Raw genomic sequence first — 24,171 nt, 5'->3', positions numbered from 1 at the left:
AATGGAGGTCCCGTTCACGTTGCTGAAATAACAAAGAGCTACCTGATGCTTGAACTCGATTTCTATGGAACGCTGGTCGCCGCCTCATTGGTCCTACTACTCGGGCGCGGCCTCGTCACCCGCGTCACCTTCCTGCGTATCTACAACATTCCGGAACCGGTAGCCGGCGGCCTGGTGGTTGCCTTGATACTGCTGGCCCTGCGCAGCTTCGATGTGCAGGTGCAGTTCGACACGTCGCTGCAATCCCCGCTGATGCTCGCCTTCTTCGCCACCATCGGCCTGAACGCCGACCTGGCCAGCCTGAAGAAGGGCGGCCGCGTCGTGGCTATCTTCCTCTTTGCGGTCACCGGCCTGCTGGTGGTGCAGAACGCCATGGGCATCGGCCTGGCTACGGCACTGGGGCTCGACCCCTTGATGGGCCTGCTGTCAGGTTCGATTTCCCTGGCGGGCGGTCATGGCACAGGCGCTGCCTGGGGTGCGACTTTCAGCGAAAAGTACGGGCTTGCCTCCGCTTCGGAACTGGCATTGGCCGCCGCGACATTCGGCCTGGTCCTCGGCGGCCTGATTGGCGGACCCGTCGCCCGCCTGCTGATCAGCCGCGTGCAGACACCCGGCCTCGAACAGGAAACACCCCGCGTGCCCAAAGGCTTCGAACAGCCGAACAAGGAACGTCTGATCACGCCTTTTTCAATGATCGAGTCCCTCGCACTGATCGCGATCAGCCTGATGGGCGGCTCCTTGCTCAACGGCCTGTTGCTCGGTACTTCGTTCGAACTGCCGACCTTCGTCTGTGTCCTGTTCGTAGGCGTCGTGGTGCGCAACGGGCTTGCAGCGATCGGCCTGTACCAGGTGTTCGAGCGGGAAGTCTCGGTGCTGGGCAATGTCAGCCTGTCACTGTTCCTGGCGATCGCCCTGATGTCGCTGAAGCTGTGGGACCTGGCGGCGCTGGCGCTGCCGTTCTTCATCATCCTGGCGGTGCAGACGCTGGTGATGGCGTTGTTCGCGATATTCGTGACCTTCAGGGTCATGGGCAGCAACTACGATGCGGCAGTACTGGCGGCCGGGCACTGTGGTTTCGGCCTGGGCGCCACACCGACGGCGATTGCCAACATGCAGGCGGTGACGCAACGCTACGGCCCTTCGCAGATCGCGTTCCTGGTGGTGCCGATGGTGGGCGCGTTCTTCATCGACATCATCAATGTGATCGTGATCAAGCTCTACCTTGCACTGCCCTTCTTCACCGCTCTCTGATACGCGATACATTACAGATCTTAGTGCGCCGTACTGAGCGTTACAGAGAGGCAATGCAATCATCCCCCTTCGCGGATTACGTCAGAAAGGGGGATGATGAAGTGAATCATGGAGACGGATTTAGCGTTGACTCAGTCCTGGCGAAACCCGGGTTTTCCATTTGCAGCGAGCCACGCTTTCAAAACCGAAATCACCCCGGCGGGGCTATCTTCAACGCCCTCTGCAGGATAGAAGATCAGACCGCTTTTATCTGGATGATCGATAAGACTTTCAAAGTAATCGGTCAATCGGTTGATATGCGCCCCCAGTGCATCGCCTTTGAGCTGCCTAGGGTTTTCGAAAAACTCATTCAGAAACTCAGTGAATTCAGCTTCTGAATATTCTTCAATCTTATTTTTAAGAATCATTTATCGGCACCTTTATTTCTGTGTATCCGCACGTGATTTTTTGGAGTGGTGATTCTCACAGGATCGGATCCTCACTGACTGCAGCCCATATTGCTTCACGTGCACGCCTCCAGCTACTGAAATTTCTTCCTCTCAATTTGTCAGCTATGCGAGGTGGAATGGCAACTCCCTGACCTTGATTGGCACCTGCCAGCCAGACAGTTGCGTCGGGTTGGCCGAAGCCTTTCATTGTGCCTGGCTCCTCCCGCCGATCCCTGAACACCACATACAGCGGCGGCAACCCCGAGTCTGCCGGAAAAACGATGATGTAGTCATCCAGGCTCGCGTAGGCGACACCTGGATAGCTGTCGATCCTCACCTCGACCGGTGTCAACGTCGCCCCTTCATATATCGCTGCCTCCGGTTGCTCGGCAGGCAAGCCGGTCGAGGCATTAGCCGGTTGTGCGATAGGTGTCCAGATTAAGGTCCGGGTCGGCACATCCGTGGTGGTGGCGCTATAGAGATTGCGCTCTCGATCATGAGTAGCAGTCAGGACGCGCACTTGCGAAGGCACGACCTGCCCGTCTGTCTTGATGACGAGTATTTCAGAATCACCTGCCTCGGTGGCTTGGGAACTGAAGCGATATGGGAGTTTGGCATGGCTGCCAATCGCATTACCGGGTCCCAGTGGCAAATCAATTTGAGGATCGAGCGTCTCCAGAGGCGTTTGCAGGACGTAGCGTTCCGGCAGTTCACCATTGCCAAGACGAGAGGAGTACAAGAGCGCTGCTACACCAGCGACTAATGGGACTGCCACACCGCCCGCTGCTCCGCGAAGAGCCGCCAATGCTGCCCCGATTGAAGCTGACAGAGAAATGTTCAGGGCTGTTGAAACAACATGCCCGGCAGCGGTGACGACGAATGGCCCACCGAAAGTAGTGGCCCCGGACATAGTAAAAGTGTTTGCCAGGCGGGTAGCTTCCGCCTGTGCCTTGGCTTTAGCCACAGCTTCCGCTTCTGCCTTGGCTCTGGCCGCAGCCTCCGCTTCTGCCTTGGCTCTGGCCTCCGCTTCCGCTTCTGCCTTGGCTCTGGCCGCAGCTTCCGCTTCTGCCTTGGCTCTGGCCGCAGCTTCCGCTTCTGCCTTGGCTCTGGCCGCAGCTTCCGCTTCTGCCTTGGCTCTGGCCGCAGCTTCCGCTTCTGCCTTGGCTCTGGCCGCAGCTTCCGCTTCTGCCTTGGCTCTGGCCGCAGCTTCCGCTTCTGCCTTGGCTCTGGCCGCAGCTTCCGCTTCTGCCTTGGCTCTGGCCGCAGCTTCCGCTTCTGCCTTGGCTCTGGCCGCAGCCTCGGCCTGCGCTAGCGCTTGTGCTTCGGCATTAGCAATGGCCTGATGCAACGTTCCGATCTGCGTCTGAAGTAGACGTATCTCAGCTTCATCCAACTGAGCCGAATAAGCAGCGTGGTAGGCACTTTTCAAAGCTTGTTCCAACGCCGGAGGCCGCAGACGCATCCGTACCATCAAGCGATGCGTGGCAATTGCATATTCAACTGGGCCTTTGCCGAACGGCGTCGACCCAAAATAACTATCTGCAGCCGCGCGATGCCTACTTAAGTCTTGTGTTTTTCGCTCGACTAGCAAATTCCTTACAGCCATGTCTTGCCTCAGCACATCAATATGAGATTGTGGCTGGCCACCCAAGCTCTGGCGAAGGGTTTGTGCATCCAATTCAATGCGCTGCGACGCCGTTGCCAGCTTTGTCACATACTCATTCTTCGCATCATCATCAGCCGCTTTCATGACATATGGCGCTTTATTGAAAAGTGCCAACTGTTGCTTTGCATCTTTACTACCGGAATTCAGCCTTCTCAACCAGTCACCATGAGGATTATTACCCAAAGGTGGTAGCGGCCCTGAATAACCGGGAGGAAGTGTAAATGCACCTTCAGGTGGCTTTCCTTCCACATAACTGTGGGGTAACTCAATCTGCCTGCGCTTTCTGGACATCCATTTTTCCTCGAAAACATGTGTTCGAATAGGCAGCTGCTCTTTACAATAGATTGGGCACATTTTTACACTTACACAAAACTTCAACCGACCACCCAATCATCAGCAGCCAGCGAGGAATTTGCACAAAAACAAACCCCAAGTTGCAGAAGGTAAAGCTACCCGCTAAAAGACAGAAAATTATAAATACTTAAACCAAGCAAAAAGAAGGCAAGGAAAAAAGCGGACTACGAGAACTACCCAATGTACTTCCAAGCACTTATTCAAAGTGCCCAACGCTGGCGTATTGATTTCGATACATCGTACTGAATTCATTACACGCCTACTTTGCCCAGTAATGCCGAGGCCATGATTCCAAAGCGTGTTTCAGTAGCGACAACTAGTGGAATGATTTCATTACGAAGGCTTCAATCGTGTCGTCAGAATTTGACATATGTAGCTGATAATTATCATTTTTTTGTAATTGGCTGAATTTTTGCTTGGTGAATCCCAACCCAAGAGCGCGAACCCACCGCGCCCCATGCCCTGCCCCCGAGGATTCCCCATGAGCGAGTTGCGTTTCACCGAAGATCACGAATGGCTGCGCACAGAAGCCGACGGCAGCGTCACCGTGGGCATCACCGCCTACGCGCAGAATGCCCTGGGCGATGTGGTCTACGTGCAACTGCCAGAGCTGCAGCATTACGACAAAGCTGCCGAAACCTCCACCGTCGAATCGGTCAAGGCCGCCAGCGGCGTGTACATGCCTTTGGCTGGTGAAGTGGTCGCCGTCAACGATGCGCTCAATGACAGCCCCGAACTGGTCAACGAAGACCCGCTGGGCGAAGGCTGGTTCTTCCGTTTCATCCCCGCCGACGCCAGTGAAGTGGCCGCCCTGCTCGACCAGGACGCCTACGACCGCCTGATCAAAGCCAACGACGACGCCTGAGGAACCTGACCATGACCCACAACCTCGGCACCGCCAACGAATTCATCGCCCGTCACATCGGCCCGCGCGCCGCCGACGAGCAGGCCATGCTGGCCACCCTGGGCTTCGACTCGCTGGAAGCCATGAGCGCCGCTGTCATCCCCGACAGCATCAAAGGCACCAGCGTGCTCGGCAGCGAAGACGGCCAGAGCGAAGCCGATGCACTGGCCGCGCTGAAGGCCATCGCCGGCAACAACCAGCTGTTCAAGAACTACATCGGGCAGGGCTACTACAACACCCATACCCCGGCGCCGATCTTGCGCAACCTGCTGGAAAACCCGGCCTGGTACACCGCCTACACCCCGTACCAGCCAGAAATCTCCCAAGGCCGCCTGGAAGCCCTGCTGAACTTCCAGACCCTGATCAGCGACCTGACCGGCCTGCCGATCGCCAACGCCTCCCTGCTCGACGAGGCGACTGCCGCCGCCGAGGCCATGACCTTCTGCAAGCGCCTGTCGAAGAACAAGGCCAGCCATGCCTTCTTCGTCTCCGTGCACTGCCACCCGCAAACCCTCGACGTGCTGCGCACCCGTGCCGAGCCACTGGGTATCGAAATCGTGGTCGGCGACGAGCGTGAGCTGAGCGATGTCAGCGCCTTCTTCGGCGCCCTGCTGCAGTACCCGGCCAGCAACGGTGAAGTGTTCGACTACCGCGAACTGGTACAGCGCTTCCATGCCGCCAACGCCCTGGTGGCCGTGGCCGCCGACCTGCTGGCCCTGACCCTGCTGACCCCGCCGGGCGAATTCGACGCCGACGTGGCCATCGGCAGCGCCCAGCGCTTCGGTGTACCACTGGGCTTCGGTGGCCCGCACGCGGCCTACTTCGCCACCCGCGATGCCTTCAAGCGTGACATGCCAGGCCGCCTGGTCGGCGTGTCGATCGACCGCTTCGGCAAGACCGCCCTGCGCCTGGCCATGCAAACCCGCGAGCAGCACATCCGCCGCGAGAAGGCCACCAGCAACATCTGCACCGCGCAGGTGCTGCTGGCCAACATCGCCAGCATGTTCGCCGTCTACCACGGTCCGGCCGGCCTCAAGCGCATTGCCGAACGCACCCATGCACTGACCGCGATCCTTGCCGCCGGCCTGAAGACCCTGGGCATCGACGTGATCGGCGAAACTGCCTTCGACACCCTGACCCTGGCCACCGGCGCCGCGACCGCGAGCCTGCACGACAAAGCCCGCGCCCAGCGCATCAACCTGCGCCAGATCGATGCCGACAAGCTTGGCCTGTCGCTCGATGAAACCACCACCCAGGCCGATGTCGAAACGCTGTGGCAGCTGTTCGCCGGCGACCAGGCACAACCTGACTTCGCGGCCCTGGCCGCCAGCACTGGCTCGCGCCTGCCTGCCGCCCTGCTGCGCCAGTCGGCGATCCTCGAACACCCGGTATTCAATCGCTACCACAGCGAAACCGAGCTGATGCGCTACCTGCGCCGCCTGGCCGACAAGGACCTGGCGCTGGACCGCAGCATGATCCCGCTGGGCTCGTGCACCATGAAGCTCAACGCCGCCAGCGAAATGATCCCGGTGACCTGGGCCGAGTTCGGCAACCTGCACCCGTTCGCCCCCGCCGAGCAGAGCCAGGGCTACCTGCAGATGACCCAGGAGCTCGAGGCGATGCTGTGCGCCGCCACCGGCTACGACGCCGTGTCGCTGCAACCCAACGCCGGTTCCCAGGGCGAGTACGCTGGCCTCTTGGCGATCCGTGCCTACCACCGCAGCCGCGGTGAAAGCCATCGCGACATCTGCCTGATCCCGTCTTCGGCCCACGGCACCAACCCGGCAACCGCGCACATGGCCGGCATGCGCGTGGTGGTCACCGCCTGTGACGCCCGTGGCAACGTGGACGTTGAAGACCTGCGCGCCAAGGCCATCGAGCACCGCGAGCGCCTGGCCGCGATCATGATCACCTACCCGTCGACCCACGGCGTGTTCGAGGAAGCGATCGGCGAGATCTGCGCGATCATCCACGACAACGGCGGCCAGGTTTACATCGATGGCGCCAACATGAACGCCATGGTCGGCCTGTGCGCCCCCGGCAAGTTCGGCGGCGACGTCTCGCACCTGAACCTGCACAAGACCTTCTGCATTCCCCACGGCGGTGGCGGCCCGGGCGTTGGCCCGATCGGCGTCAAGTCGCACCTGGCGCCCTTCCTGCCGGGCCATGCCCAGCTGGAAAACCGCGAGGGCGCGGTGTGCGCCGCACCGTTCGGCAGCGCCAGCATCCTGCCGATCACCTGGATGTACATCCGCATGATGGGCGGTGCCGGCCTCAAGCGTGCGTCGCAGATGGCGATCCTCAACGCCAACTACATCGCCCGTCGCCTGGAAGAGCACTATCCTGTCCTGTACACCGGCGGCAATGGCCTGGTCGCCCACGAATGCATCCTCGACCTGCGCCCGCTGAAGGACACCAGCGGCATCAGCGTCGACGACGTGGCCAAGCGCCTGATCGACTTCGGCTTCCACGCCCCGACCATGTCCTTCCCGGTGGCCGGCACGCTGATGATCGAACCGACCGAAAGCGAGTCTAAAGAAGAACTGGACCGCTTCTGCGATGCCATGATCAAGATCCGCGAAGAAATTCGCGCCGTGGAAAATGGCAGCCTGGACAAGGACGACAACCCGCTGAAGAACGCCCCGCACACCGCGGCCGAGCTGGTTGGCGAATGGGCCCATGGCTACAGCCGCGAGCAGGCGGTGTACCCGCTGCCGAGCCTGGTCGAAGGCAAGTACTGGCCACCGGTCGGGCGGGTCGACAACGTGTTCGGCGACCGTAACCTGGTCTGCGCCTGCCCATCGATCGAGAGCTATCAGGACGCCTGATAGTGAGGGGCCGCTGCGCGGCCCATCGCCGGCAAGCCGGCTCCCACATGGACGGCGCTGTACCTGTGGGAGCTGGCTTGCCAGCGATCGAGTGCGCAGCACTCGTATTTACCTTCTGGAGGGTATGAGCAATGTCCCTGAGTGTCTTCGACCTGTTCAAGATCGGCATCGGCCCCTCCAGCTCCCACACGGTCGGCCCGATGCGCGCCGCCGCACGCTTTGCCGAAGGCCTGCGCCGCGACGGCCTGCTGGCCAGCACTGCCAGCGTCAAGGCCGAGTTGTATGGCTCGCTGGGTGCCACCGGCAAGGGCCATGGCAGCGACAAGGCGGTGTTGCTCGGCTTGGAAGGCGAGCACCCCGATACCGTCGACACCGAAACCATCCCCTCCCGCCTGCAGGCAATCCGCGACAGCGGCCACCTGCGCCTGCTCGGCGAGCACGACATCGTGTTCGTTGAAAAGCAGCACCTGGCGATGATCCGCAAGCCGTTGGCCTACCACCCCAACGGCATGATCTTCCGCGCCTTCGACCAGGCCGGCCTGCAGATCCGCAGCCGCGAGTACTACTCGGTCGGTGGTGGTTTCGTGGTCGACGAAGATGCCGCCGGCCACGACCGTATCGTCGAGGACAGCACGCCGCTTGCCTACCCGTTCAAGACTGCCAAGGAACTGCTCGGGCATTGCACCGCGCAACACCAATCGGTGAGCCAGATCATGCTGGCCAACGAGGCGGCCTGGCGCCCGGAGGCCGAAACCCGTGCCGGCCTGCTGCGCATCTGGCAGGTGATGCAGGATTGCGTCCAGGCCGGTTACCGGCATGAAGGCATCCTGCCGGGCGGGCTGAAAGTGAAACGCAGAGCCCCGGCACTGTATCGCCAGCTCAGCCAGCACCCGGAAGCCAACCTGCGTGATGCGTTGTCGGTGCTCGACTGGGTCAACCTCTATGCCTTGGCAGTAAACGAGGAGAATGCCTACGGCGGGCGCGTGGTCACGGCACCGACCAATGGCGCGGCGGGTATCGTTCCGGCGGTGCTGCACTACTACATGCGCTTCGTGCCTGGTGCTAGCGAGGACGGCGTTGTGCGTTTTCTGCTCACTGCTGCCGCTATCGGCATCCTTTACAAGGAAAACGCCTCGATCTCCGGGGCCGAAGTCGGCTGCCAGGGCGAGGTCGGGGTGGCCTGCTCGATGGCTGCTGGGGCCTTGTGCGAGGTGATGGGCGGCACTGCGCAGCAAGTCGAGAATGCGGCCGAGATCGGCATGGAACATAACCTGGGCCTGACTTGCGACCCGATCGGCGGGCTGGTCCAGGTGCCGTGCATCGAGCGCAATGCCATGGGCTCGGTGAAGGCGATCAACGCTGTGCGCATGGCCCTGCGTGGCGACGGGCAGCACTTCGTCTCGCTCGACAAGGTCATCCGCACCATGCGCCAGACCGGCGCCGACATGAAAAGCAAATACAAGGAGACCGCTCGCGGCGGTCTGGCCGTCAACATCATCGAATGTTGACCCGACAATAAAACCAAGGAGTCACCGATGTCCGAAACACTGCAAAAGACCCCGCTGCACGCCCTGCACATTGAACTGGGCGCGCGCATGGTGCCGTTCGCCGGCTTCGAGATGCCGGTGCAGTACCCGCTCGGCGTGCTCAAGGAGCACCTGCACACCCGCGAGCAGGCCGGCTTGTTCGACGTCTCCCACATGGGCCAGATCATGCTGTGCGGCAAGGATGCCGCCCAGGCCCTGGAAAGCCTGGTGCCGGTGGATATCGTCGATCTGCCGGTAGGCATGCAACGCTATGCCATGTTCACCAACGAGCAAGGCGGCATCCTCGATGACCTGATGGTCGCCAATCTGGGTGACGACACCCTGTTCCTGGTGGTCAATGCAGCCTGCAAGGAGCAGGACCTGGCTCACTTGCAAAAGCACATCGGTGATCGTTGCGAGATCCAGCCGTTGTTCGAGCAACGTGCCCTGCTTGCCCTGCAAGGCCCTGCTGCGGTCAAGGTGCTGGAGCGCCTGGCGCCGGAAGTGGCCGGCATGACCTTCATGCAGTTCCGCCCGCTCCAGCTGCTTGGCGAAGACTGCTTCGTCAGTCGCTCGGGGTACACCGGTGAAGACGGATACGAGATTTCGGTGCCGGTAGACGCCGCCGAAGCCCTCGCTCGTCGCCTGCTGGCCGAAGCCGAAGTACAACCGATCGGCCTGGGTGCGCGCGACTCGCTGCGCCTGGAAGCCGGCCTGTGCCTGTATGGCCACGACATGGACACCGGCACCACGCCCCTCGAAGCCAGCCTGCTCTGGGCGATCTCCAAGGTGCGCCGCGCCGACGGCGCCCGCGCCGGCGGCTTCCCCGGTGCCGAGACGATCTTCACCCAGCAGCAACAAGGTGTGGCACGCAAGCGTGTCGGGCTGTTGCCACAGGAACGTACGCCGGTACGTGAAGGCGCCGAGATCGTCGATGCAGCCGACAAAGTGGTAGGCAAAGTGTGCAGTGGTGGCTTTGGTCCGACACTCGGCGCACCGCTCGCCATGGGCTATGTCGATATCGAACATGGCGCAATCGATACACCACTGTATGCCATGGTGCGAGGAAAGAAGGTTGCCTTGAAAGTCAGCAAAATGCCTTTTGTTCCGCAACGTTACTATCGGGGTTGAAGGCACTCTGTGAGGTTTTTCGGCAGGTTCGCGATATTCGATTTCGAACCTGCCCAATAACTTTTGAACATGGCGCCAGGCCAGGCGCCACGCCGTTTCCAACAAATTGATAGGTTCCCGGAAAAAGCCTGATTTTCCATTCGACCAAGGGCTTGTTTTTTTCTCGGGAGTTGGCGTAGAGTCACTGCACTGTGTTTGCATGGGTCGCAACAGTTCGTGACCTGGGCCAGTAGCCGCAATCTGCTACAACCCGTTCGACGTCTCTTACTTTCCTGCAACCCAGCCCAGTAATCTTTCACTCTTTTATAACGTGAAAGAAACTGTCATTAAAATTCAAGCTTCATAGGAAATAAGACAATGGCTGAGCGTCAGAACGGTACCGTCAAGTGGTTCAATGACGAAAAAGGTTACGGCTTCATCACCCCGGAAAGCGGTGCTGATCTGTTCGTGCACTTCCGTGCCATCGAAGGCAACGGCTTCAAGAGCCTGAAGGAAGGCCAGAAAGTAACCTTCGAAGCAGTCCAAGGCCAGAAAGGCATGCAGGCTGACAAGGTTCAGGTCCTCGGCTAAGCGGCTCGAGACTTACAAGAAAGCCCCTGCCCAGTGCAGGGGCTTTTTTTTGCCCGTAGAATACCGGCTTCGCCTTTCGGAGCCGTTTTGCATGTCCAAGCCTCTGCTCTCACCCCAGGGTGATTTCCCACCGGTCGGCTTCGGCCGGCGCCTGGCGGCGATGTTCTATGACTTCCTGCTGTGCACGGCGCTGCTGATCGTGACCGCTGGCGCCTACAAGATGATCCAGATGGCGATCATCGGTGAAGCGCGCATGCGCGAACTGACCGAAGCTGGCGCCCTGGATGGCGACCCGCTGCTGTCAACGGTGTTGCTGTTCGTGCTGTTCGGCTTCTTTGCCAAGTTCTGGACCCATGGCGGCCAGACCCTTGGCATGCAGGTGTGGGGCGTGCGTGTGCAGAATGCCGATGGCAGCGCCATCAGCCTGTGGCAGGCGTTGCTGCGCTTCGTGGTGTCGATCGCCTCGTGGCTGTGCCTGGGGCTGGGGTTCTTCTGGTCGCTGAAAGACAAACGCAAGCGCGGCTGGCATGACATCTATTCGGAGACCCAACTGGTGCGGGTGCCGAAGCGGAGCAAATAGCAAAGCGCCCTATCGCCGGCAAGCCGGCTCCCACAGGTACGCCGCAGCGTTCAAAGGTTGCGATGAACCTGTGGGAGCCGGCTTGCCGGCGATAGGGGCCAATGAAAAAGCCGACCTCAAGGTCGGCTTTCTTGTGTCGCTCAGGCCATTATCCGGCCCGGCGCAACAACCAGATCCCTGCCAGGGCGCACACCCCCGCCGGTATCACCACCGCCAGCAACGGCGGGAAGCCGAACACCTGGCTCGAAGGGCCCAGCAGATCGCCGGCGATCCGGAACACAAAGCCCACCAGAACACCGGTGAACACGCGCTGGCCCAGGGTCACCGAACGCAGCGGCCCGAAGATGAAGGAAATCGCCATCAGCACCAACGCTGCGGTCACGATCGGTTGCAAGACCTTGGTCCAAAACGCCAGCCAGTAGCGGGAGTTGTTCAGTCCCTGGTCGGACAGATAGTGGATGTAGTCCCACAACCCCGAGATGGACAGCGATTCAGGCGCCAGGATCACCGTGTTGAGCAACTGCGGCGTCACCGACACATCCCAGCGCTCTTCAGGGGCCTTGACCACTTCGGTATGGTCGCCACGGAAATACGTGGTGCTGACATCGCTGAGCAACCAGTGGTCCTGGTTGTACTGCGCACGGCGCGCGAAGCTCGAGGTGACGATCTTGCGCTCGCTGTCGAAGTGGTAACGGGTCACACCCAGCAGCAGGCCATTGGGCTGCACGGCGTTGATGTGCACGAACTCTTCGCCCTGACGATGCCACATGCCGCGCTTGGAGCTCTGCGCTTCACCACCACCCTGGGCCAGGGAACGATCGGCCTGGGCCTTGTTCTCGGTTACCGGGGCCACGTATTCGCCAATCAGCACACCCGCCAGCATCAGCACCAGCATCGGCTTCATGACCGCCCAGACGATACGGCCGATGGAAACCCCGGCAGCACGCATGATGGTCAGTTCGCTGCTGCTCGCCAGGCTGCCCAGGCCGATCAGGCAGCCGATCAGGGCGGCCATCGGCAGCATGTCGTACAGGCGCCGCGGGGCGGTCAGCAACACGAAGCTGCCCGCTTCCATCACGGTATAGGTGTCGCTCAGGTCGCTCATCTCATCGATGAAGGCGAACAGCGAGGCCAGGCCGAGGATGATCCCCAGCACGGCCAGAATGGCCAGCAGTACGCTCTGGCCGATATAGCGATCGAGCTTAGCCATGGGCCACCTCCGCACGACGGGCAGCCATCTTCAGGCGCAGCGGTTCCCAGTACATCAGGCCAAGGCCGATCAACAGGAACAGCCCATGCACCCACCACAGGCCCAGGGCGATCGGCAACTTGCCCTTTTCCAGGGCGCCGCGAGCGGAAATCAGCATTGTCAGGTAAGCCATGTACAGAAGAATCGCCGGCAACAACTTGAGGAAGCGGCCCTGGCGCGGGTTGACCCTGGACAGCGGCACCGCAAGCAGGGTCACCACGAACACCAGGATCGGCAGCGAGATCCGCCATTGCAGCTCGGCTCGCTCGCGCAGGCCGTTGCTGCCGAACAGCTCCGAGGTAGGGATCGCTTCACGCTCGGTCACTTCCTCGGTGACTTCCGGCTTTGGCAGCAGCACACCGTAGGTGTCGTACTTGATCGCGCGGTAGTCGGCCTGGCCGGGGTTGCCGTCGTAGCGATAACCATTTTGCAGAACCAGGTAGCGGTTGCCGTCGGCCTGCACTTCCTGGTGGCCTTTTTCGGCGACCAGAACGGAAGGCGCGCGGTCCTTGGTCTTGTCCTGATTGAAGCGCTTCTCGGAGATGAACACACCGGCGAGGTTGCTGCGGTCATCCGACAGTTCTTCGGTGTAGGTCACCCGCGAACCATCGCGCAGGGTCTGGAAGCGACCGGGCACCAGGGTATCGAACTCGGTCAGGGCGTCCTGCTGGCTGATGATCTGCTGCACCTGGGCCACACCCAGCGGCGCCAGGCTCAAGCTCAGCCAGGCCACCAGCAGCGCCACCAGTGCAGCCGGCGCCATGGTCAGGCCGAGCAGGCGCTGCTGGCTCATGCCAGTGGCCGACAGCACGGTCATTTCGCTTTCCAGGTACAACCGCCCGTAGGCCAGCAGGATGCCGAGGAACAGCCCCAGTGGCAGGATCAGTTGCAGAAAGCCCGGCAGGCGGAAACCCATGATCAGAAACAGCACGCTCGGGTCGAGCACGCCCTGGGCCGCCTGGGCCAGGTACTTGATGAAGCGCCCGCTCATGATGATCACCAGCAGCACGGCGCTGACGGCGCTCAAGGTCAACAGGACCTCGCGGGACAGATAACGAAAGACGATCAAGCCAGACACTCCTGGGTTGTCAGGGGCGGATTGCCAAACAAAGGCTTACGACAGCCAAGACCAATGCCGGTTCGCCGGGGGCGAACCTCCATGTAAAGTGCGCGCATTATCCTGTGATTGGCCGCGCCTGTCACTTGGCCGCGCATGAAGGCGGACAACGGGGTTGTCAGCACGCTTGCCAGAGGCTCAAACTGGCAGCTTTTCCACTGGTACGCGAGCACGCGGCCAGGCCCGTCCAGAGCGCGAGACCTCCAAGCGCCAACTGCATAGACCATTCGGGGATCCTGACATGGAACTGGTTGTAAAAAGCGTAGCCGCTGCATCCGTAAAAACCGCCACACTGGTCGTTCCAGTGGGTGAAGGCCGCAAGCTCGGCGCCGTTGCCAAGGCCGTCGACCAGGCCAGCGAAGGCGCCATCAGCGCCGTGCTCAAGCGTGGTGACCTGGCCGGCAAGCCTGGCCAGACCCTACTGCTGCAAAGCCTGCCGGGCCTTAAAGCCGAGCGCGTACTGCTGGTAGGCAGCGGCAAGGACGAAGCCCTCGGCGACCGCGCCTGGCGCAAGCTGGTCGCCAGTGTGGCTGGCGTGCTGAAGGGCCTGAACGGCAGCGATGCCGTGCTCGCCCTGGACGACATCGCCGTCAACAACCGCGATGCCCATTACGGCAAATACCGCCTGCTGGCCGAGACCCTGCTCGACGGCGAATACGTGTTCGACCGCTTCAAGAGCCAGAAAGCCGAACCTCGCGCCCTGAAGAAGATCACCCTGCTGGCCGACAAGGCCGGCCAGGCCGAGGTCGAGCGCGCCGTCAAGCATGCCAGCGCCATCGCCACCGGCATGGCTTTCACCCGCGACCTGGGCAACCTGCCGCCGAACCTGTGCCACCCCAGCTACCTCGCCGAACAGGCCAAGGACCTGGGCAAGGCCCACAAGGGCCTGAAGGTCGAAGTACTGGACGAGAAGAAGATCAAGGACTTGGGCATGGGTGCGTTCTACGCCGTGGGCCAGGGCAGCGACCAGCCGCCACGGTTGATCGTGCTGAACTACCAGGGTGGCAAGAAGGCCGACAAACCCTTCGTGCTGGTCGGCAAGGGCATCACGTTCGACACCGGCGGCATCAGCCTGAAACCAGGCGCCGGCATGGACGAGATGAAGTTCGACATGTGCGGGGCCGCCAGCGTGTTCGGCACCCTGCGCGCGGTGCTCGAACTGCAGCTGCCGATCAACCTGGTATGCCTGCTCGCCTGTGCCGAGAACATGCCCAGTGGCGGCGCCACCCGCCCAGGCGACATCGTCACTACCATGAGCGGGCAGACGGTTGAGATCCTCAACACCGACGCCGAGGGCCGCCTGGTGCTGTGCGACACCCTGACCTACGCCGAGCGTTTCAAGCCGCAGGCCGTGATCGACATCGCCACCCTGACCGGTGCCTGCATCGTCGCCCTGGGCAGCCACACTTCGGGCCTGATGGGCAACAACGACGAACTGGTCGGCCAACTGCTGGACGCTGGCAAGCGTGCCGATGACCGTGCCTGGCAGCTGCCGCTGTTCGACGAGTACCAGGAGCAACTGGACAGCCCGTTCGCCGACATGGGCAACATCGGCGGGCCGAAGGCCGGCACCATCACTGCGGGCTGCTTCCTTTCGCGCTTTGCCAAAGCCTACGATTGGGCGCACCTGGACATCGCCGGTACCGCTTGGATCAGCGGCGGCAAGGACAAGGGCGCCACTGGCCGTCCTGTGCCGATGCTGACCCAGTACCTGCTGGACCGCGCCGGCGCCTGACGGCGCAAGGCTGGTGGCGCCTGAAGGCGCCGCCGGTCGGCAGAACTGACCATGAGCAAAGTCGATTTCTACATCCTTCCCACCGACTCGCTGTCGGCGCGGCTGGATTTCGCCTGCAAGCTGTGCGAGAAGGCCTGGCGCCTCGGTCACCGCGTCTACCTGCATTGCCAGGACGCCGAACAACGCGAGGCGCTGGACCAGCGCCTGTGGCGTTTCAAGGGCGAGGCATTCGTCCCCCACGACCTGGCCGAAGCCCATGCCGATGCCACTGTCGCCCTGGGCCTGGCCGACAATGCCGGTGAACACCACGACCTGTTGATCAACCTGGGTGCCGATGTGCCCACGTTCGTCGGCCAGTTCGAGCGGGTTGCCGAGATCGTGGTCGAGGAGCCTGGCATCCGCCAATCGGCCCGTGAACGTTTCCGTTTCTACCGCGAACAGGGCTATGCTCTGCAAGACCACCGCTTACAGCGACTTTGACGACGATGGACAAGCCTTCCGCCCTACCCGATTCCGCCCATCTGCTCGACGACCTGGAGTCGATTCGCCAGCTGCTGGGCGATGCCGACCTGCAGCCGCCGTTGCTGACCGAGACGGTCGAGCAGATTCCGTTGTTGCTGGACACCCCGACCGGCGACGCCGAGCCCGCACCAGAGCCGGCCAAGGCCGAGCCCGAGGATGACCCGCAGACCCGCCGCCAGGACACCTTGCTGCACCTGGAAGCCGAACTGCGTGCCGCGGCGCAGTTGATCATGCAGGACGTGATCAACGACTTCACCCCGCATATCGAGACCGAGATCAAGCGTCGGCTGGATGCGCGCATCGAGCGGCTGATCCAGCGCTCCGAATAAGACTGCACCGGCCTCATCGCCGGCAAGCCGGCTCCCACAGGTAAAGCACCAGCCCCCAGCGCATTGGTGAACCTGTGGGAGCCGGCTTGCCGGCGATCAGGCCCATACGGGCAACACAAGTACAGCTGTCGCCTGCGGCCCCCACCTTGGTTATACTTCCCGGCTTTCCCGAATAAATGCCATAGGGTCCCGCCGCGCATGGATAAGACCTACCAGCCGCACGCCATCGAAACTTCCTGGTACAACACCTGGGAGTCCGAGAACTATTTCGCCCCGCAAGGTGCAGGTGAGTCCTACACCATCATGATCCCGCCACCGAACGTGACGGGCAGCCTGCACATGGGCCACGGTTTCAACAACGCGATCATGGACGCCCTGATCCGTTTCCGCCGCATGCAGGGCCGCAACACCCTGTGGCAGCCGGGTACCGACCACGCCGGTATCGCCACCCAGATGCTGGTCGAGCGCCAGCTCGAAGCCAAGGGCCAGAACCGCCACGACCTGGGCCGCGAGGCCTTCCTCGACAAGGTCTGGGAATGGAAGGAGCAGTCCGGTGGCAACATCAGCCGGCAGATCCGCCGCCTGGGTTCGTCGGTCGACTGGAGCCGCGAGCGCTTCACCATGGACGACGGCCTGTCCGAAGCGGTCAAGGAAGCCTTCGTGCGCCTGCACGAAGATGGCCTGATCTACCGCGGCAAGCGCCTGGTCAACTGGGACACCAAGCTGCACACGGCGATCTCCGACCTCGAAGTGGAAAACCACGACGAGAAAGGCCACCTGTGGAACCTGCGCTACCCGCTGGCCGACGGCGCCAAGACCGCCGAAGGCAAGGACTACCTGGTGGTCGCCACCACGCGTCCGGAAACCCTGCTGGGTGACGCCGCGGTCGCGGTCAACCCGACCGACGAGCGCTACCAGGCACTGATCGGCAAGTTCGTCGAGCTGCCGCTGGTCGGCCGTCGCATCCCGATCGTCGCCGACGACTATTGCGACCCCGAGTTCGGCACCGGCTGCGTGAAGATCACTCCGGCCCACGACTTCAACGACTATGAAGTCGGCAAGCGCCACAACCTGCCGCTGCTCAACATCTTCGACAAGAATGCCCTGGTGCTGTCCGCCGCCCAGGCCTTCAACCTCGACGGCAGCGTCAACGAGCAGGTCGACACCAGCCTGCCTGCCCAGTACGCCGGCCTCGACCGCTTCGTCGCGCGCAAGCAGATCGTCGCCGATCTGGATGCCCAGGGCCTACTGGTCAGCATCGACGACCACGCCCTGAAAGTGCCGAAAGGCGACCGCTCCGGCACCGTCATCGAACCGTGGCTGACCGACCAGTGGTACGTGTCCACCAAGCCGCTGGCCGAGCCTGCGATCGCTGCCGTGGAAGATGGCCGTATCCAGTTCGTGCCCAAGCAGTACGAGAACATGTACTTCTCCTGGATGCGCGACATCCAGGACTGGTGCATCAGCCGCCAGCTGTGGTGGGGCCACCGCATTCCGGCCTGGTACGACGAAGCCGGCCAGGTCTACGTAGGCCGCAACGAGGAAGAAGTGCGCGCCAAGCACAACCTCGGCGCCGACGTGAAGCTGCGCCAGGACGACGACGTGCTCGACACCTGGTTCAGTTCGGGTCTGTGGACCTTCTCCACCCTGGGCTGGCCTGAGCAGACCGAATTCCTCAAGACCTTCCACTCCACCGACGTGCTGGTCACCGGTTTCGACATCATCTTCTTCTGGGTTGCGCGCATGATCATGCTGACCATGCACCTGATCAAGAACGAGGATGGCACCCCGCAGGTACCGTTCAAGACCGTGTACGTGCACGGCCTTGTCCGCGACGGCCAGGGCCAGAAGATGTCCAAGTCCAAGGGCAACGTCCTCGACCCGCTGGACATCGTCGACGGCATCACCCTCGACGCCCTGCTGGAAAAACGCACCAGCGGCATGATGCAGCCCAAGCTTGCCGAGAAGATCGCCAAGCAGACCAAGGCCGAGTTCCCCGAAGGCATCGCCAGCTACGGCACCGACGCCCTGCGCTTCACCTTCTGCTCGCTGGCCTCCACCGGTCGCGACATCAAGTTCGACATGGGCCGCGTCGAAGGCTACCGCAACTTCTGCAACAAGATCTGGAACGCCGCCCGCTACGTCCTGGACAAGGGCGAGGACTGCGGCCAGAACGGCGAAGCCTACGAGCTGTCGCTGGCCGACCGCTGGATCATCTCGCAGCTGCAGCGCACCGAAGCCGAGGTGACCCGCCAGCTCGAGCAGTTCCGCTTCGACCTGGCCAGCCAGGCCTTGTACGAGTTCATCTGGAACCAGTACTGCGACTGGTATCTGGAGCTTTCCAAGCCGGTCCTGTGGGACGAGAATGCCCCGGTCGAGCGCGCCCGCGGCACCCGTCGCACCCTGGTTCGCGTGCTGGAAGTGGCGCTGCGCCTGGCGCACCCGTTCATGCCGTTCATCACCGAAGAGATCTGGCAGCGCATCGCGCCGCTGGCCGGCATCGATGGCAAGACCATCATGCTGCAGCCGTGGCCGGTGGCCAATGAGGCCCGTATCGACGTGGCCGCCGAAGGCGATATCGAATGGCTGCAACAGCTGATGGTCGGCCTGCGCAACATCCGCGCCGAGATGAACATCGGCCCGGGCAAGCCACTGCCGCTGTTCCTCAAGAACGCCAATGCCGACGACCAGCGTCGCCTGCAAGAGAACGAAGCGCTGCTGAAGAAGCTGGCCAAGGTCGAGTCGTTCACCGTGCTCGGCGATGCCGACGAAGCCCCGCTGTCGGCTACCGCACTGGTCGGCGACCTGCAGGTGCTGGTACCGATGGCCGGCCTGATCGACAAGGACGCCGAGCTGGCTCGCCTGAACAAGGAAATCCAGCGCCTTCAAGGTGAAGTGCAGCGCGTGGGCGGCAAACTGTCCAACGCGGCCTTCGTCGACAAGGCACCGCCTGCGGTGATCGAAAAGGAGCGCGCCAAGCTGGCTGAGTCCGAGCAGGCGCTGGCGAACTTCACCGAGCAGCATGCGCGGATCGCTGCGCTGTAACCTAACGTGAAGCCATAGCGGGCTGCTTTGCAGCCCATCGCCGGCAAGCCGGCTCCCACAAGTACAGCGCTGTACCTGTGTGTGGGAGCCGGCTTGCCGGCGATGCTTTTCAGGATCCAAAACATGACCCAGAAACCCACCCTTCACCCGCGCAACCGCCACCAGGGCCGCTACGACTTCCCCAGCCTGATCAAGGCCCACCCGGACCTGGCTCGCTTCACCATCACCAACCCCCATGGCAAGCCCAGCATCGACTTCGCCAACCCCGAAGCCGTGCGGGTGTTCAACCGCGCCTTGCTCAAGGCCCAGTACGGCATCCAGCACTGGGACATCCCCGCCGACTACCTGTGCCCACCCATACCTGGTCGCGCCGACTACATCCACGTGGTCGCCGACCTGTTAGCCGAGGACAATGCCGGTGAGGTGCCCAAGGGTGCCCAGGTGCGCGCCCTGGACGTTGGCGTGGGCGCCAACTGCATCTATCCGCTGCTCGGCCACAGCGACTACCGCTGGCGCTTTCTCGGCAGCGACATCGACCCTGTGGCCCTGGCCTCGGCCAAGGCCATCGTGCAGGCCAACGGCCTGGTCAAGGGCATTGCCCTGCGCCAGCAGGGCAACCGCAAGCACATCCTTGGCGGATTGTTGCAAGCCGATGAACGCTTCGACCTGACCCTGTGCAACCCACCCTTCCACGCCTCACGTGATGAAGCCACCCGTGGCAGCCAGCGCAAGTGGAAGAACCTGGGCAAGCAGGACCCCAAGCGAAAGCTGCCGGTGCTGAACTTCGGCGGGCAGAACAACGAATTGTGGTGCGAGGGCGGCGAGATTCGTTTCGTCACGCAACTGGTCGGCGAAAGCGTGCAGTGCGCTGAACAGGTGCTGTGGTTCACCACCCTGGTGTCCAAGGCCAGCAACCTGCCTGGTATCGAAGCGGCCCTGGACAAGGCTGGCGTCAAAGCCCGGCGCATCGTCGAAATGGGCCAGGGGCAGAAGCAGAGCCGGATGGTCGCCTGGAGCTTCCATGACGAAGCTGCACGCCAAGCCTGGCACGCCCGGCGCAAAACACAGGCATGAAAAAGCCGCGCCCGGACAAGCCGGGCGCGGCTTCGTCAATGCATCAACAAATCACTTGTTGACGGCGTCGGTCAGGCCTTTGGCCGGAACGAACTTGACGACTTTCTTGGCAGCGATTTCGATGGCGGCGCCAGTCGAAGGGTTGCGGCCGGTACGGGCAGGACGCTCGGAGACTTTCAGCTTGCCAATGCCTGGCAGGGTGATTTCAGCACCGTTTTCCAGTTGGTCGGCAACGATCTGGCCCAGTTGCTCCAGCGCGTTGCGGGCGGTGGTTTTCGGCGCGTCGATGGCTTCGGCGATGTCGGCAATCAGTTGGTCTTTGGTCAATGCCATGGTGGTGTTCCTTCCCTATCTAATTCAGTGGTTATGCAGCGTTCTACGACGTTATCGGGCCAGCCCCTGAATACTGGAGGGCCGCGCCAATCGCGAATGTAGATACGCAAATTGGCGTTTGGTTCGACACGGCATGAGTACGCTGCCAGCAATGCGCCACCCGAGGTGCGCAAGACCGCGCAAAGCTACCACAGGAATGGATAAATATCCGCTGCCCACTTGGTTTTTATGCAGGTTTTTAGGGGGTTTTAGCCAAAAACGCACAAAATTGAACAAAAAACGAACAACCGGCATTTCTGCCAACATCCGGCCACTGCACCACCTGTGACCTGGGGTAAACTGGACGACTTTTGCAGCGCGGCCCCTGACCGCCCCAGACTCGCCGAGACCCCCATGCCAATCCGTCACTGCATCGTCCACCTGATCGACAAGAAGCCCGATGGCAGCCCCGCCGTGCTCCATGCACGTGACAGGGAGCTTGCGGCATCGGACGCTATCGAAAACCTGCTGGCCGACCTCAACGACAGCTACAACGCCAAACAGGGCAAGGCCTGGGGTTTCTTTCACGGTGAATCGGGCGCCTACCCGCTGAGCGGCTGGCTCAAGCAGTATCTGGAAGAGGAAAAGGACTTCGCAGCCTTCAGCCGGGTAGCCGTCGAACACCTGCAGAAACTGATGGAAGAATCCAACCTCTCCACCGGCGGCCACATCCTCTTCGCCCATTACCAGCAAGGCATGACCGACTACCTGGCGATCGCCCTGCTGCACCACAGTGAAGGCGTGGCGGTGAACGCCGAACTGGATGTGACGCCTTCGCGCCACCTCGACCTGGGCCAGCTGCACCTGGCAGCGCGCATCAACCTGTCGGAGTGGAAGAACAACCAGAACTCCAAACAGTACATCTCGTTCATCAAGGGCAAGAACGGCAAGAAGGTATCGGACTACTTCCGCGACTTCATCGGCTGTCAGGAAGGCGTCGACGGCCCGGGCGAGACCCGCACCCTGCTCAAGGCCTTCAGCGACTTCGTCGAAAGCGAGGACCTGCCTGAGGAATCTGCCCGGGAAAAGACCCAAACCTTGGTCGACTACGCCACCACCCAGACCAAGCTGGGCGAACCTGTGACCCTGGAAGAGCTGTCGAGCCTGATCGACGAAGACCGCCCCAAGGCGTTCTACGACCACATTCGCAACAAGGATTATGGCCTGTCGCCAGAGATTCCGGCGGACAAACGCACGCTCAACCAATTCCGCCGCTTCACCGGCCGCGCCGAGGGCCTGTCGATCAGCTTCGAAGCACACCTGCTGGGTGACAAGGTGGAGTACGACGAGGTGGCCGGCACCTTGATCATCAAAGGTTTGCCCACCCAGCTGGTGGATCAGCTGAAGCGCCGCAAGGACTGATCAGCTGGCGGCATAGGAGGCCACCAGGGCCTCCTTGGCAGACTTTCGCAGCCGCTTCACCAGACGCTCCTGGCGCAGCGCTTCGCCCTTGTCCGGCCACTGCTCGACATAGACCAACGCCTGCGCCGGGCTGGTCTTGAAATAGCGTGCTCCCTGCCCTTTCTGATGCGCCACGAAACGCCGCTGCGGGTCATCACTGATGCCGCAGTACAGCGAACCATTGGCAGCCCGTACCAGGTAGACGAACCAGGGTTTGCCAACTGGGGTTGCGATCACGTCACTCACCTTCCTTCAACTCGCCTGCTGGTACGCGCGCAGTCCCTTGTACGCCTGCTGGCGGACCTTGTTCTGCAACAGCGGCGTCCAGCCCAGCAACACGCCTGGCATGCCCAGTGCCTGACGCGACCAGCGCCACAGGTCGAAGCTGTCGTCATGCTGGCAGATAAGGCCATCGCGGATGACGAAGCGCGCCTGAATATCGTTGATGACAACTCGGCCAGTCTGGCTGAACAGGTACGTCGCCACCCAATGGGCGCAACCGCTGGTTACGTCGGCGCGTACCTGGTCGAAGGTCAGGGAGAAGTCCTTGGCTCGGATGGTGAGCATGCGCCACATGTCACCGGCATCCCGCCCACGCAAGGTGCCGAAGACTGGGTCGCTGAAGACGATGTCATCGCTGTAGCAGGCCACCATGGCTTCGGCGTCCAGGCGCTGGAAGGCCTGGTAGAAGCGGGTGATCAGGTCACGATTGGCGTCGCTCATGGGCGGGGACCTCCTGGCAGTTGAAAGCAGCACAATAATCTGCCCCGCTTGGCTTCGCCAGTACCGGCGACAGGGCCAGTGAAGGCCAGGCCAACCCTCAGAGCCTTTCGCTGGTCACCTGCACATGAAGCGCCCGCCCGGCGCCGAGTCCGAACACGATGGCCCCAACGCCCAGTACGGCGAAGATCCACCCCACCGCCGCCCAGCCACCGGTCACGTCGTGCACCAGGCCGACTGCGAAAGGCCCCATGGACGCCAGCGTGTACCCCACCCCTTGAGCCATGCTCGAAAGGTTCGCAGCCACATGCGCATCCTTCGAGCGCAGCACGATCAGCGTCAGCGCCAGGGCGAAGGTACCCCCCTGCCCCAACCCGAGCAGAACCGCCCACCCCCAGAGCCCCTCGATGGGCGCATACAGGCAGCCGAACAGGCCAGCCAGGGTGACCAGCATCACGATCACGATGGCCAGCCGCTGGTCCTTACCCCGCGTCGCCAGCCACGGTGCAGCCAACGAGCTGATCAACTGCACGATCACCGAGCCGGACAGCACCAGGCCGGCCTCGGTCGGGCTCAGGCCACGGCCGATGAGGATCGACGGCAACCAGCCAAAGACGATATAGGCCAATGACGACTGCAGGCCCATGTACAAGGTGACCTGCCATGCCAGCGGATCACGCCACAATCCGCGCACCCGATAAGCCACCTTGTGCAAGCCATGGCCCTGACGCGCCTGGGGCAACCAGACCAGCATCGCCAGCAGCGCCGGCAGCATCCAGAAGCCCAGGCCAGCGGCCCAGCTGTCGTCGAAATGCTGGCTCAGTGGCACGGTGGCGCCAGCGGCCATGGCTGCCCCAAGGCACAGTGCCATGGTATAGACCCCGGTCAAGGTCCCGGCATGTTGAGGGAAATCCCGCTTGACGATACCCGGCAGCAACACGCCGATGACGCCGATACTGGCGCCCGCCATCAGGCTGCCCACGAACACCCCGACTGCCCCCAATGCACTGCGCACCAGGATGCCCAGCGCTAGGGTCAACAAGATGCCGAGGATTACCCGCTCGCTGCCGAACCGGCGCGCAAGCATCGGCGCCAGTGGCGCGAACAACCCTAGGCAGAGTACTGGCAGGGTGGTCAGCAGGCCGGCCTGCGATGCATTCAGGCCCAGGCCCTCAGACACCTGGCCCAGCACAGGCGCCATGCTCGACAGCGCTGGGCGCAGGTTCAGCGCCACCAGCACCAGCCCAAGCAACAAGAGCCATGGCCGTCGCAGCACGACAGCCTGTTGCTGTACCTGGGCGTCGTCGGCTTCGGCGTCGATCAGCAGTTCATCGAGCTCTCGCTCGCGGGTGACAGGTTCAGCCATGGC

The 24,171-nt window shown here is 62.2% G+C and carries 21 protein-coding genes; 13 read left to right on the top strand and 8 right to left on the bottom strand.

Annotated features, from left to right (window positions below; all coding sequences use genetic code 11):
* Window positions 1-45 precede the first annotated feature (45 nt).
* Entirely contained in the window at window positions 46-1,251 is a 1,206-nt protein-coding gene (gene gltS, locus KU43P_RS05155; RefSeq protein WP_317661342.1) for a sodium/glutamate symporter, read from the top strand.
* Window positions 1,252-1,382: 131 nt separating this feature from the next.
* Here the strand turns inward: gltS and KU43P_RS05150 are convergent, their stop codons facing one another.
* Window positions 1,383-1,658, bottom strand: coding sequence for a bacteriocin immunity protein (locus KU43P_RS05150; RefSeq protein ID WP_317661341.1), 276 nt, complete (start codon window positions 1,656-1,658; stop codon window positions 1,383-1,385).
* A 55-nt stretch (window positions 1,659-1,713) separates the two neighbouring features.
* Window positions 1,714-3,636, bottom strand: coding sequence for an S-type pyocin domain-containing protein (locus KU43P_RS05145; RefSeq protein ID WP_317661340.1), 1,923 nt, complete (start codon window positions 3,634-3,636; stop codon window positions 1,714-1,716).
* A gap of 544 nt (window positions 3,637-4,180) precedes the next feature.
* Between KU43P_RS05145 and gcvH the strand changes: the two genes are divergently transcribed.
* The 6 genes from gcvH (at window position 4,181) to KU43P_RS05115 (ending at window position 11,238) form a co-directional block, all read left to right on the top strand.
* Window positions 4,181-4,564: a glycine cleavage system protein GcvH gene (gene gcvH, locus KU43P_RS05140; protein ID WP_317661339.1), complete on the top strand. Its 384-nt coding sequence runs from the start codon at window positions 4,181-4,183 to the stop codon at window positions 4,562-4,564.
* Window positions 4,565-4,575: 11 nt separating this feature from the next.
* Window positions 4,576-7,431, top strand: coding sequence for an aminomethyl-transferring glycine dehydrogenase (gcvP, locus tag KU43P_RS05135; RefSeq protein ID WP_317661338.1), 2,856 nt, complete (start codon window positions 4,576-4,578; stop codon window positions 7,429-7,431).
* A gap of 131 nt (window positions 7,432-7,562) precedes the next feature.
* Window positions 7,563-8,939: an L-serine ammonia-lyase gene (locus KU43P_RS05130; RefSeq protein ID WP_317661337.1), complete on the top strand. Its 1,377-nt coding sequence runs from the start codon at window positions 7,563-7,565 to the stop codon at window positions 8,937-8,939.
* A gap of 27 nt (window positions 8,940-8,966) precedes the next feature.
* Entirely contained in the window at window positions 8,967-10,088 is a 1,122-nt protein-coding gene (gene gcvT, locus KU43P_RS05125; protein ID WP_317661336.1) for a glycine cleavage system aminomethyltransferase GcvT, read from the top strand.
* Between the two features lie 357 nt (window positions 10,089-10,445).
* Complete coding sequence (locus KU43P_RS05120; protein WP_008094261.1) at window positions 10,446-10,658, top strand: cold-shock protein; 213 nt, start codon at window positions 10,446-10,448, stop codon at window positions 10,656-10,658.
* A 91-nt stretch (window positions 10,659-10,749) separates the two neighbouring features.
* Entirely contained in the window at window positions 10,750-11,238 is a 489-nt protein-coding gene (locus KU43P_RS05115; protein WP_317661335.1) for an RDD family protein, read from the top strand.
* Between the two features lie 148 nt (window positions 11,239-11,386).
* On the opposite strand, the gene lptG is transcribed toward KU43P_RS05115, so the two are convergent.
* Window positions 11,387-12,448: an LPS export ABC transporter permease LptG gene (gene lptG / locus KU43P_RS05110; protein WP_317661334.1), complete on the bottom strand. Its 1,062-nt coding sequence runs from the start codon at window positions 12,446-12,448 to the stop codon at window positions 11,387-11,389.
* Window positions 12,441-13,556 (bottom strand): LPS export ABC transporter permease LptF, encoded by a 1,116-nt coding sequence (gene lptF / locus KU43P_RS05105; RefSeq protein ID WP_317661333.1) that lies wholly within the window; start codon window positions 13,554-13,556, stop codon window positions 12,441-12,443. Before lptF ends, lptG begins: the two co-directional genes overlap by 8 nt.
* A gap of 289 nt (window positions 13,557-13,845) precedes the next feature.
* Here lptF and KU43P_RS05100 point away from each other — a divergent pair, with 289 nt between their 5' ends.
* The 5 genes from KU43P_RS05100 to rlmF all read left to right on the top strand — a co-directional run bounded on the left by KU43P_RS05100 (window position 13,846) and on the right by rlmF (window position 20,309).
* Window positions 13,846-15,339, top strand: a complete 1,494-nt coding sequence (locus KU43P_RS05100) for a leucyl aminopeptidase (RefSeq protein WP_317661332.1) — start codon at window positions 13,846-13,848, stop codon at window positions 15,337-15,339.
* Between the two features lie 51 nt (window positions 15,340-15,390).
* On the top strand, window positions 15,391-15,819 hold the full coding sequence (locus KU43P_RS05095; protein WP_317661331.1) for a DNA polymerase III subunit chi: 429 nt from the start codon (window positions 15,391-15,393) through the stop codon (window positions 15,817-15,819).
* Window positions 15,820-15,824: 5 nt separating this feature from the next.
* Window positions 15,825-16,190, top strand: a complete 366-nt coding sequence (locus KU43P_RS05090) for a DNA polymerase III subunit chi (protein WP_317661330.1) — start codon at window positions 15,825-15,827, stop codon at window positions 16,188-16,190.
* A gap of 198 nt (window positions 16,191-16,388) precedes the next feature.
* Window positions 16,389-19,235, top strand: a complete 2,847-nt coding sequence (locus KU43P_RS05085) for a valine--tRNA ligase (protein ID WP_317661329.1) — start codon at window positions 16,389-16,391, stop codon at window positions 19,233-19,235.
* 123 nt (window positions 19,236-19,358) lie between these two features.
* Window positions 19,359-20,309, top strand: coding sequence for a 23S rRNA (adenine(1618)-N(6))-methyltransferase RlmF (gene rlmF, locus KU43P_RS05080; protein WP_317661328.1), 951 nt, complete (start codon window positions 19,359-19,361; stop codon window positions 20,307-20,309).
* 51 nt (window positions 20,310-20,360) lie between these two features.
* Here rlmF and KU43P_RS05075 read toward each other — a convergent pair whose 3' ends face one another.
* Entirely contained in the window at window positions 20,361-20,642 is a 282-nt protein-coding gene (locus KU43P_RS05075; protein ID WP_027920195.1) for an HU family DNA-binding protein, read from the bottom strand.
* A gap of 393 nt (window positions 20,643-21,035) precedes the next feature.
* Between KU43P_RS05075 and yejK the strand changes: the two genes are divergently transcribed.
* On the top strand, window positions 21,036-22,043 hold the full coding sequence (gene yejK, locus KU43P_RS05070; protein WP_317661327.1) for a nucleoid-associated protein YejK: 1,008 nt from the start codon (window positions 21,036-21,038) through the stop codon (window positions 22,041-22,043).
* Here the strand turns inward: yejK and KU43P_RS05065 are convergent, their stop codons facing one another.
* The 3 genes from KU43P_RS05065 to KU43P_RS05055 all read right to left on the bottom strand — a co-directional run bounded on the left by KU43P_RS05065 (window position 22,044) and on the right by KU43P_RS05055 (window position 24,168).
* Window positions 22,044-22,328 carry a GIY-YIG nuclease family protein gene (locus tag KU43P_RS05065; RefSeq protein ID WP_317661326.1) on the bottom strand — a complete coding sequence of 95 codons (285 nt, stop codon included), beginning with the start codon at window positions 22,326-22,328 and terminating at the stop codon, window positions 22,044-22,046.
* A 6-nt stretch (window positions 22,329-22,334) separates the two neighbouring features.
* Window positions 22,335-22,805 carry a nuclear transport factor 2 family protein gene (locus KU43P_RS05060; protein WP_317661325.1) on the bottom strand — a complete coding sequence of 157 codons (471 nt, stop codon included), beginning with the start codon at window positions 22,803-22,805 and terminating at the stop codon, window positions 22,335-22,337.
* Window positions 22,806-22,902: 97 nt separating this feature from the next.
* The gene (locus tag KU43P_RS05055; protein WP_317661324.1) at window positions 22,903-24,168 is read right to left on the bottom strand and encodes a CynX/NimT family MFS transporter; all 1,266 of its coding nucleotides are present in this window, start codon (window positions 24,166-24,168) and stop codon (window positions 22,903-22,905) included.
* Between the last annotated feature and the right edge of the window lie 3 nt (window positions 24,169-24,171).

It is taken from the genome of Pseudomonas sp. KU43P, assembly GCF_033095865.1.
Classification (GTDB): domain Bacteria; phylum Pseudomonadota; class Gammaproteobacteria; order Pseudomonadales; family Pseudomonadaceae; genus Aquipseudomonas.
Note: the sequence above shows the minus strand (reverse complement) of the source record. Positions and strands in the feature narration are given on the sequence as shown.

Coding starts and splice junctions, on each gene's coding strand:
- gltS (WP_317661342.1), top strand. CDS start 46: ATGCTTGAACTCGATTTCTATGGAACGCTGGTCGCCGCCTCATTGGTC.
- KU43P_RS05150 (WP_317661341.1), bottom strand. CDS start 1,658: ATGATTCTTAAAAATAAGATTGAAGAATATTCAGAAGCTGAATTCACT.
- KU43P_RS05145 (WP_317661340.1), bottom strand. CDS start 3,636: ATGTCCAGAAAGCGCAGGCAGATTGAGTTACCCCACAGTTATGTGGAA.
- gcvH (WP_317661339.1), top strand. CDS start 4,181: ATGAGCGAGTTGCGTTTCACCGAAGATCACGAATGGCTGCGCACAGAA.
- gcvP (WP_317661338.1), top strand. CDS start 4,576: ATGACCCACAACCTCGGCACCGCCAACGAATTCATCGCCCGTCACATC.
- KU43P_RS05130 (WP_317661337.1), top strand. CDS start 7,563: ATGTCCCTGAGTGTCTTCGACCTGTTCAAGATCGGCATCGGCCCCTCC.
- gcvT (WP_317661336.1), top strand. CDS start 8,967: ATGTCCGAAACACTGCAAAAGACCCCGCTGCACGCCCTGCACATTGAA.
- KU43P_RS05120 (WP_008094261.1), top strand. CDS start 10,446: ATGGCTGAGCGTCAGAACGGTACCGTCAAGTGGTTCAATGACGAAAAA.
- KU43P_RS05115 (WP_317661335.1), top strand. CDS start 10,750: ATGTCCAAGCCTCTGCTCTCACCCCAGGGTGATTTCCCACCGGTCGGC.
- lptG (WP_317661334.1), bottom strand. CDS start 12,448: ATGGCTAAGCTCGATCGCTATATCGGCCAGAGCGTACTGCTGGCCATT.
- KU43P_RS05100 (WP_317661332.1), top strand. CDS start 13,846: ATGGAACTGGTTGTAAAAAGCGTAGCCGCTGCATCCGTAAAAACCGCC.
- KU43P_RS05095 (WP_317661331.1), top strand. CDS start 15,391: ATGAGCAAAGTCGATTTCTACATCCTTCCCACCGACTCGCTGTCGGCG.
- KU43P_RS05090 (WP_317661330.1), top strand. CDS start 15,825: ATGGACAAGCCTTCCGCCCTACCCGATTCCGCCCATCTGCTCGACGAC.
- KU43P_RS05085 (WP_317661329.1), top strand. CDS start 16,389: ATGGATAAGACCTACCAGCCGCACGCCATCGAAACTTCCTGGTACAAC.
- rlmF (WP_317661328.1), top strand. CDS start 19,359: ATGACCCAGAAACCCACCCTTCACCCGCGCAACCGCCACCAGGGCCGC.
- KU43P_RS05075 (WP_027920195.1), bottom strand. CDS start 20,642: ATGGCATTGACCAAAGACCAACTGATTGCCGACATCGCCGAAGCCATC.
- yejK (WP_317661327.1), top strand. CDS start 21,036: ATGCCAATCCGTCACTGCATCGTCCACCTGATCGACAAGAAGCCCGAT.
- KU43P_RS05060 (WP_317661325.1), bottom strand. CDS start 22,805: ATGAGCGACGCCAATCGTGACCTGATCACCCGCTTCTACCAGGCCTTC.
- KU43P_RS05055 (WP_317661324.1), bottom strand. CDS start 24,168: ATGGCTGAACCTGTCACCCGCGAGCGAGAGCTCGATGAACTGCTGATC.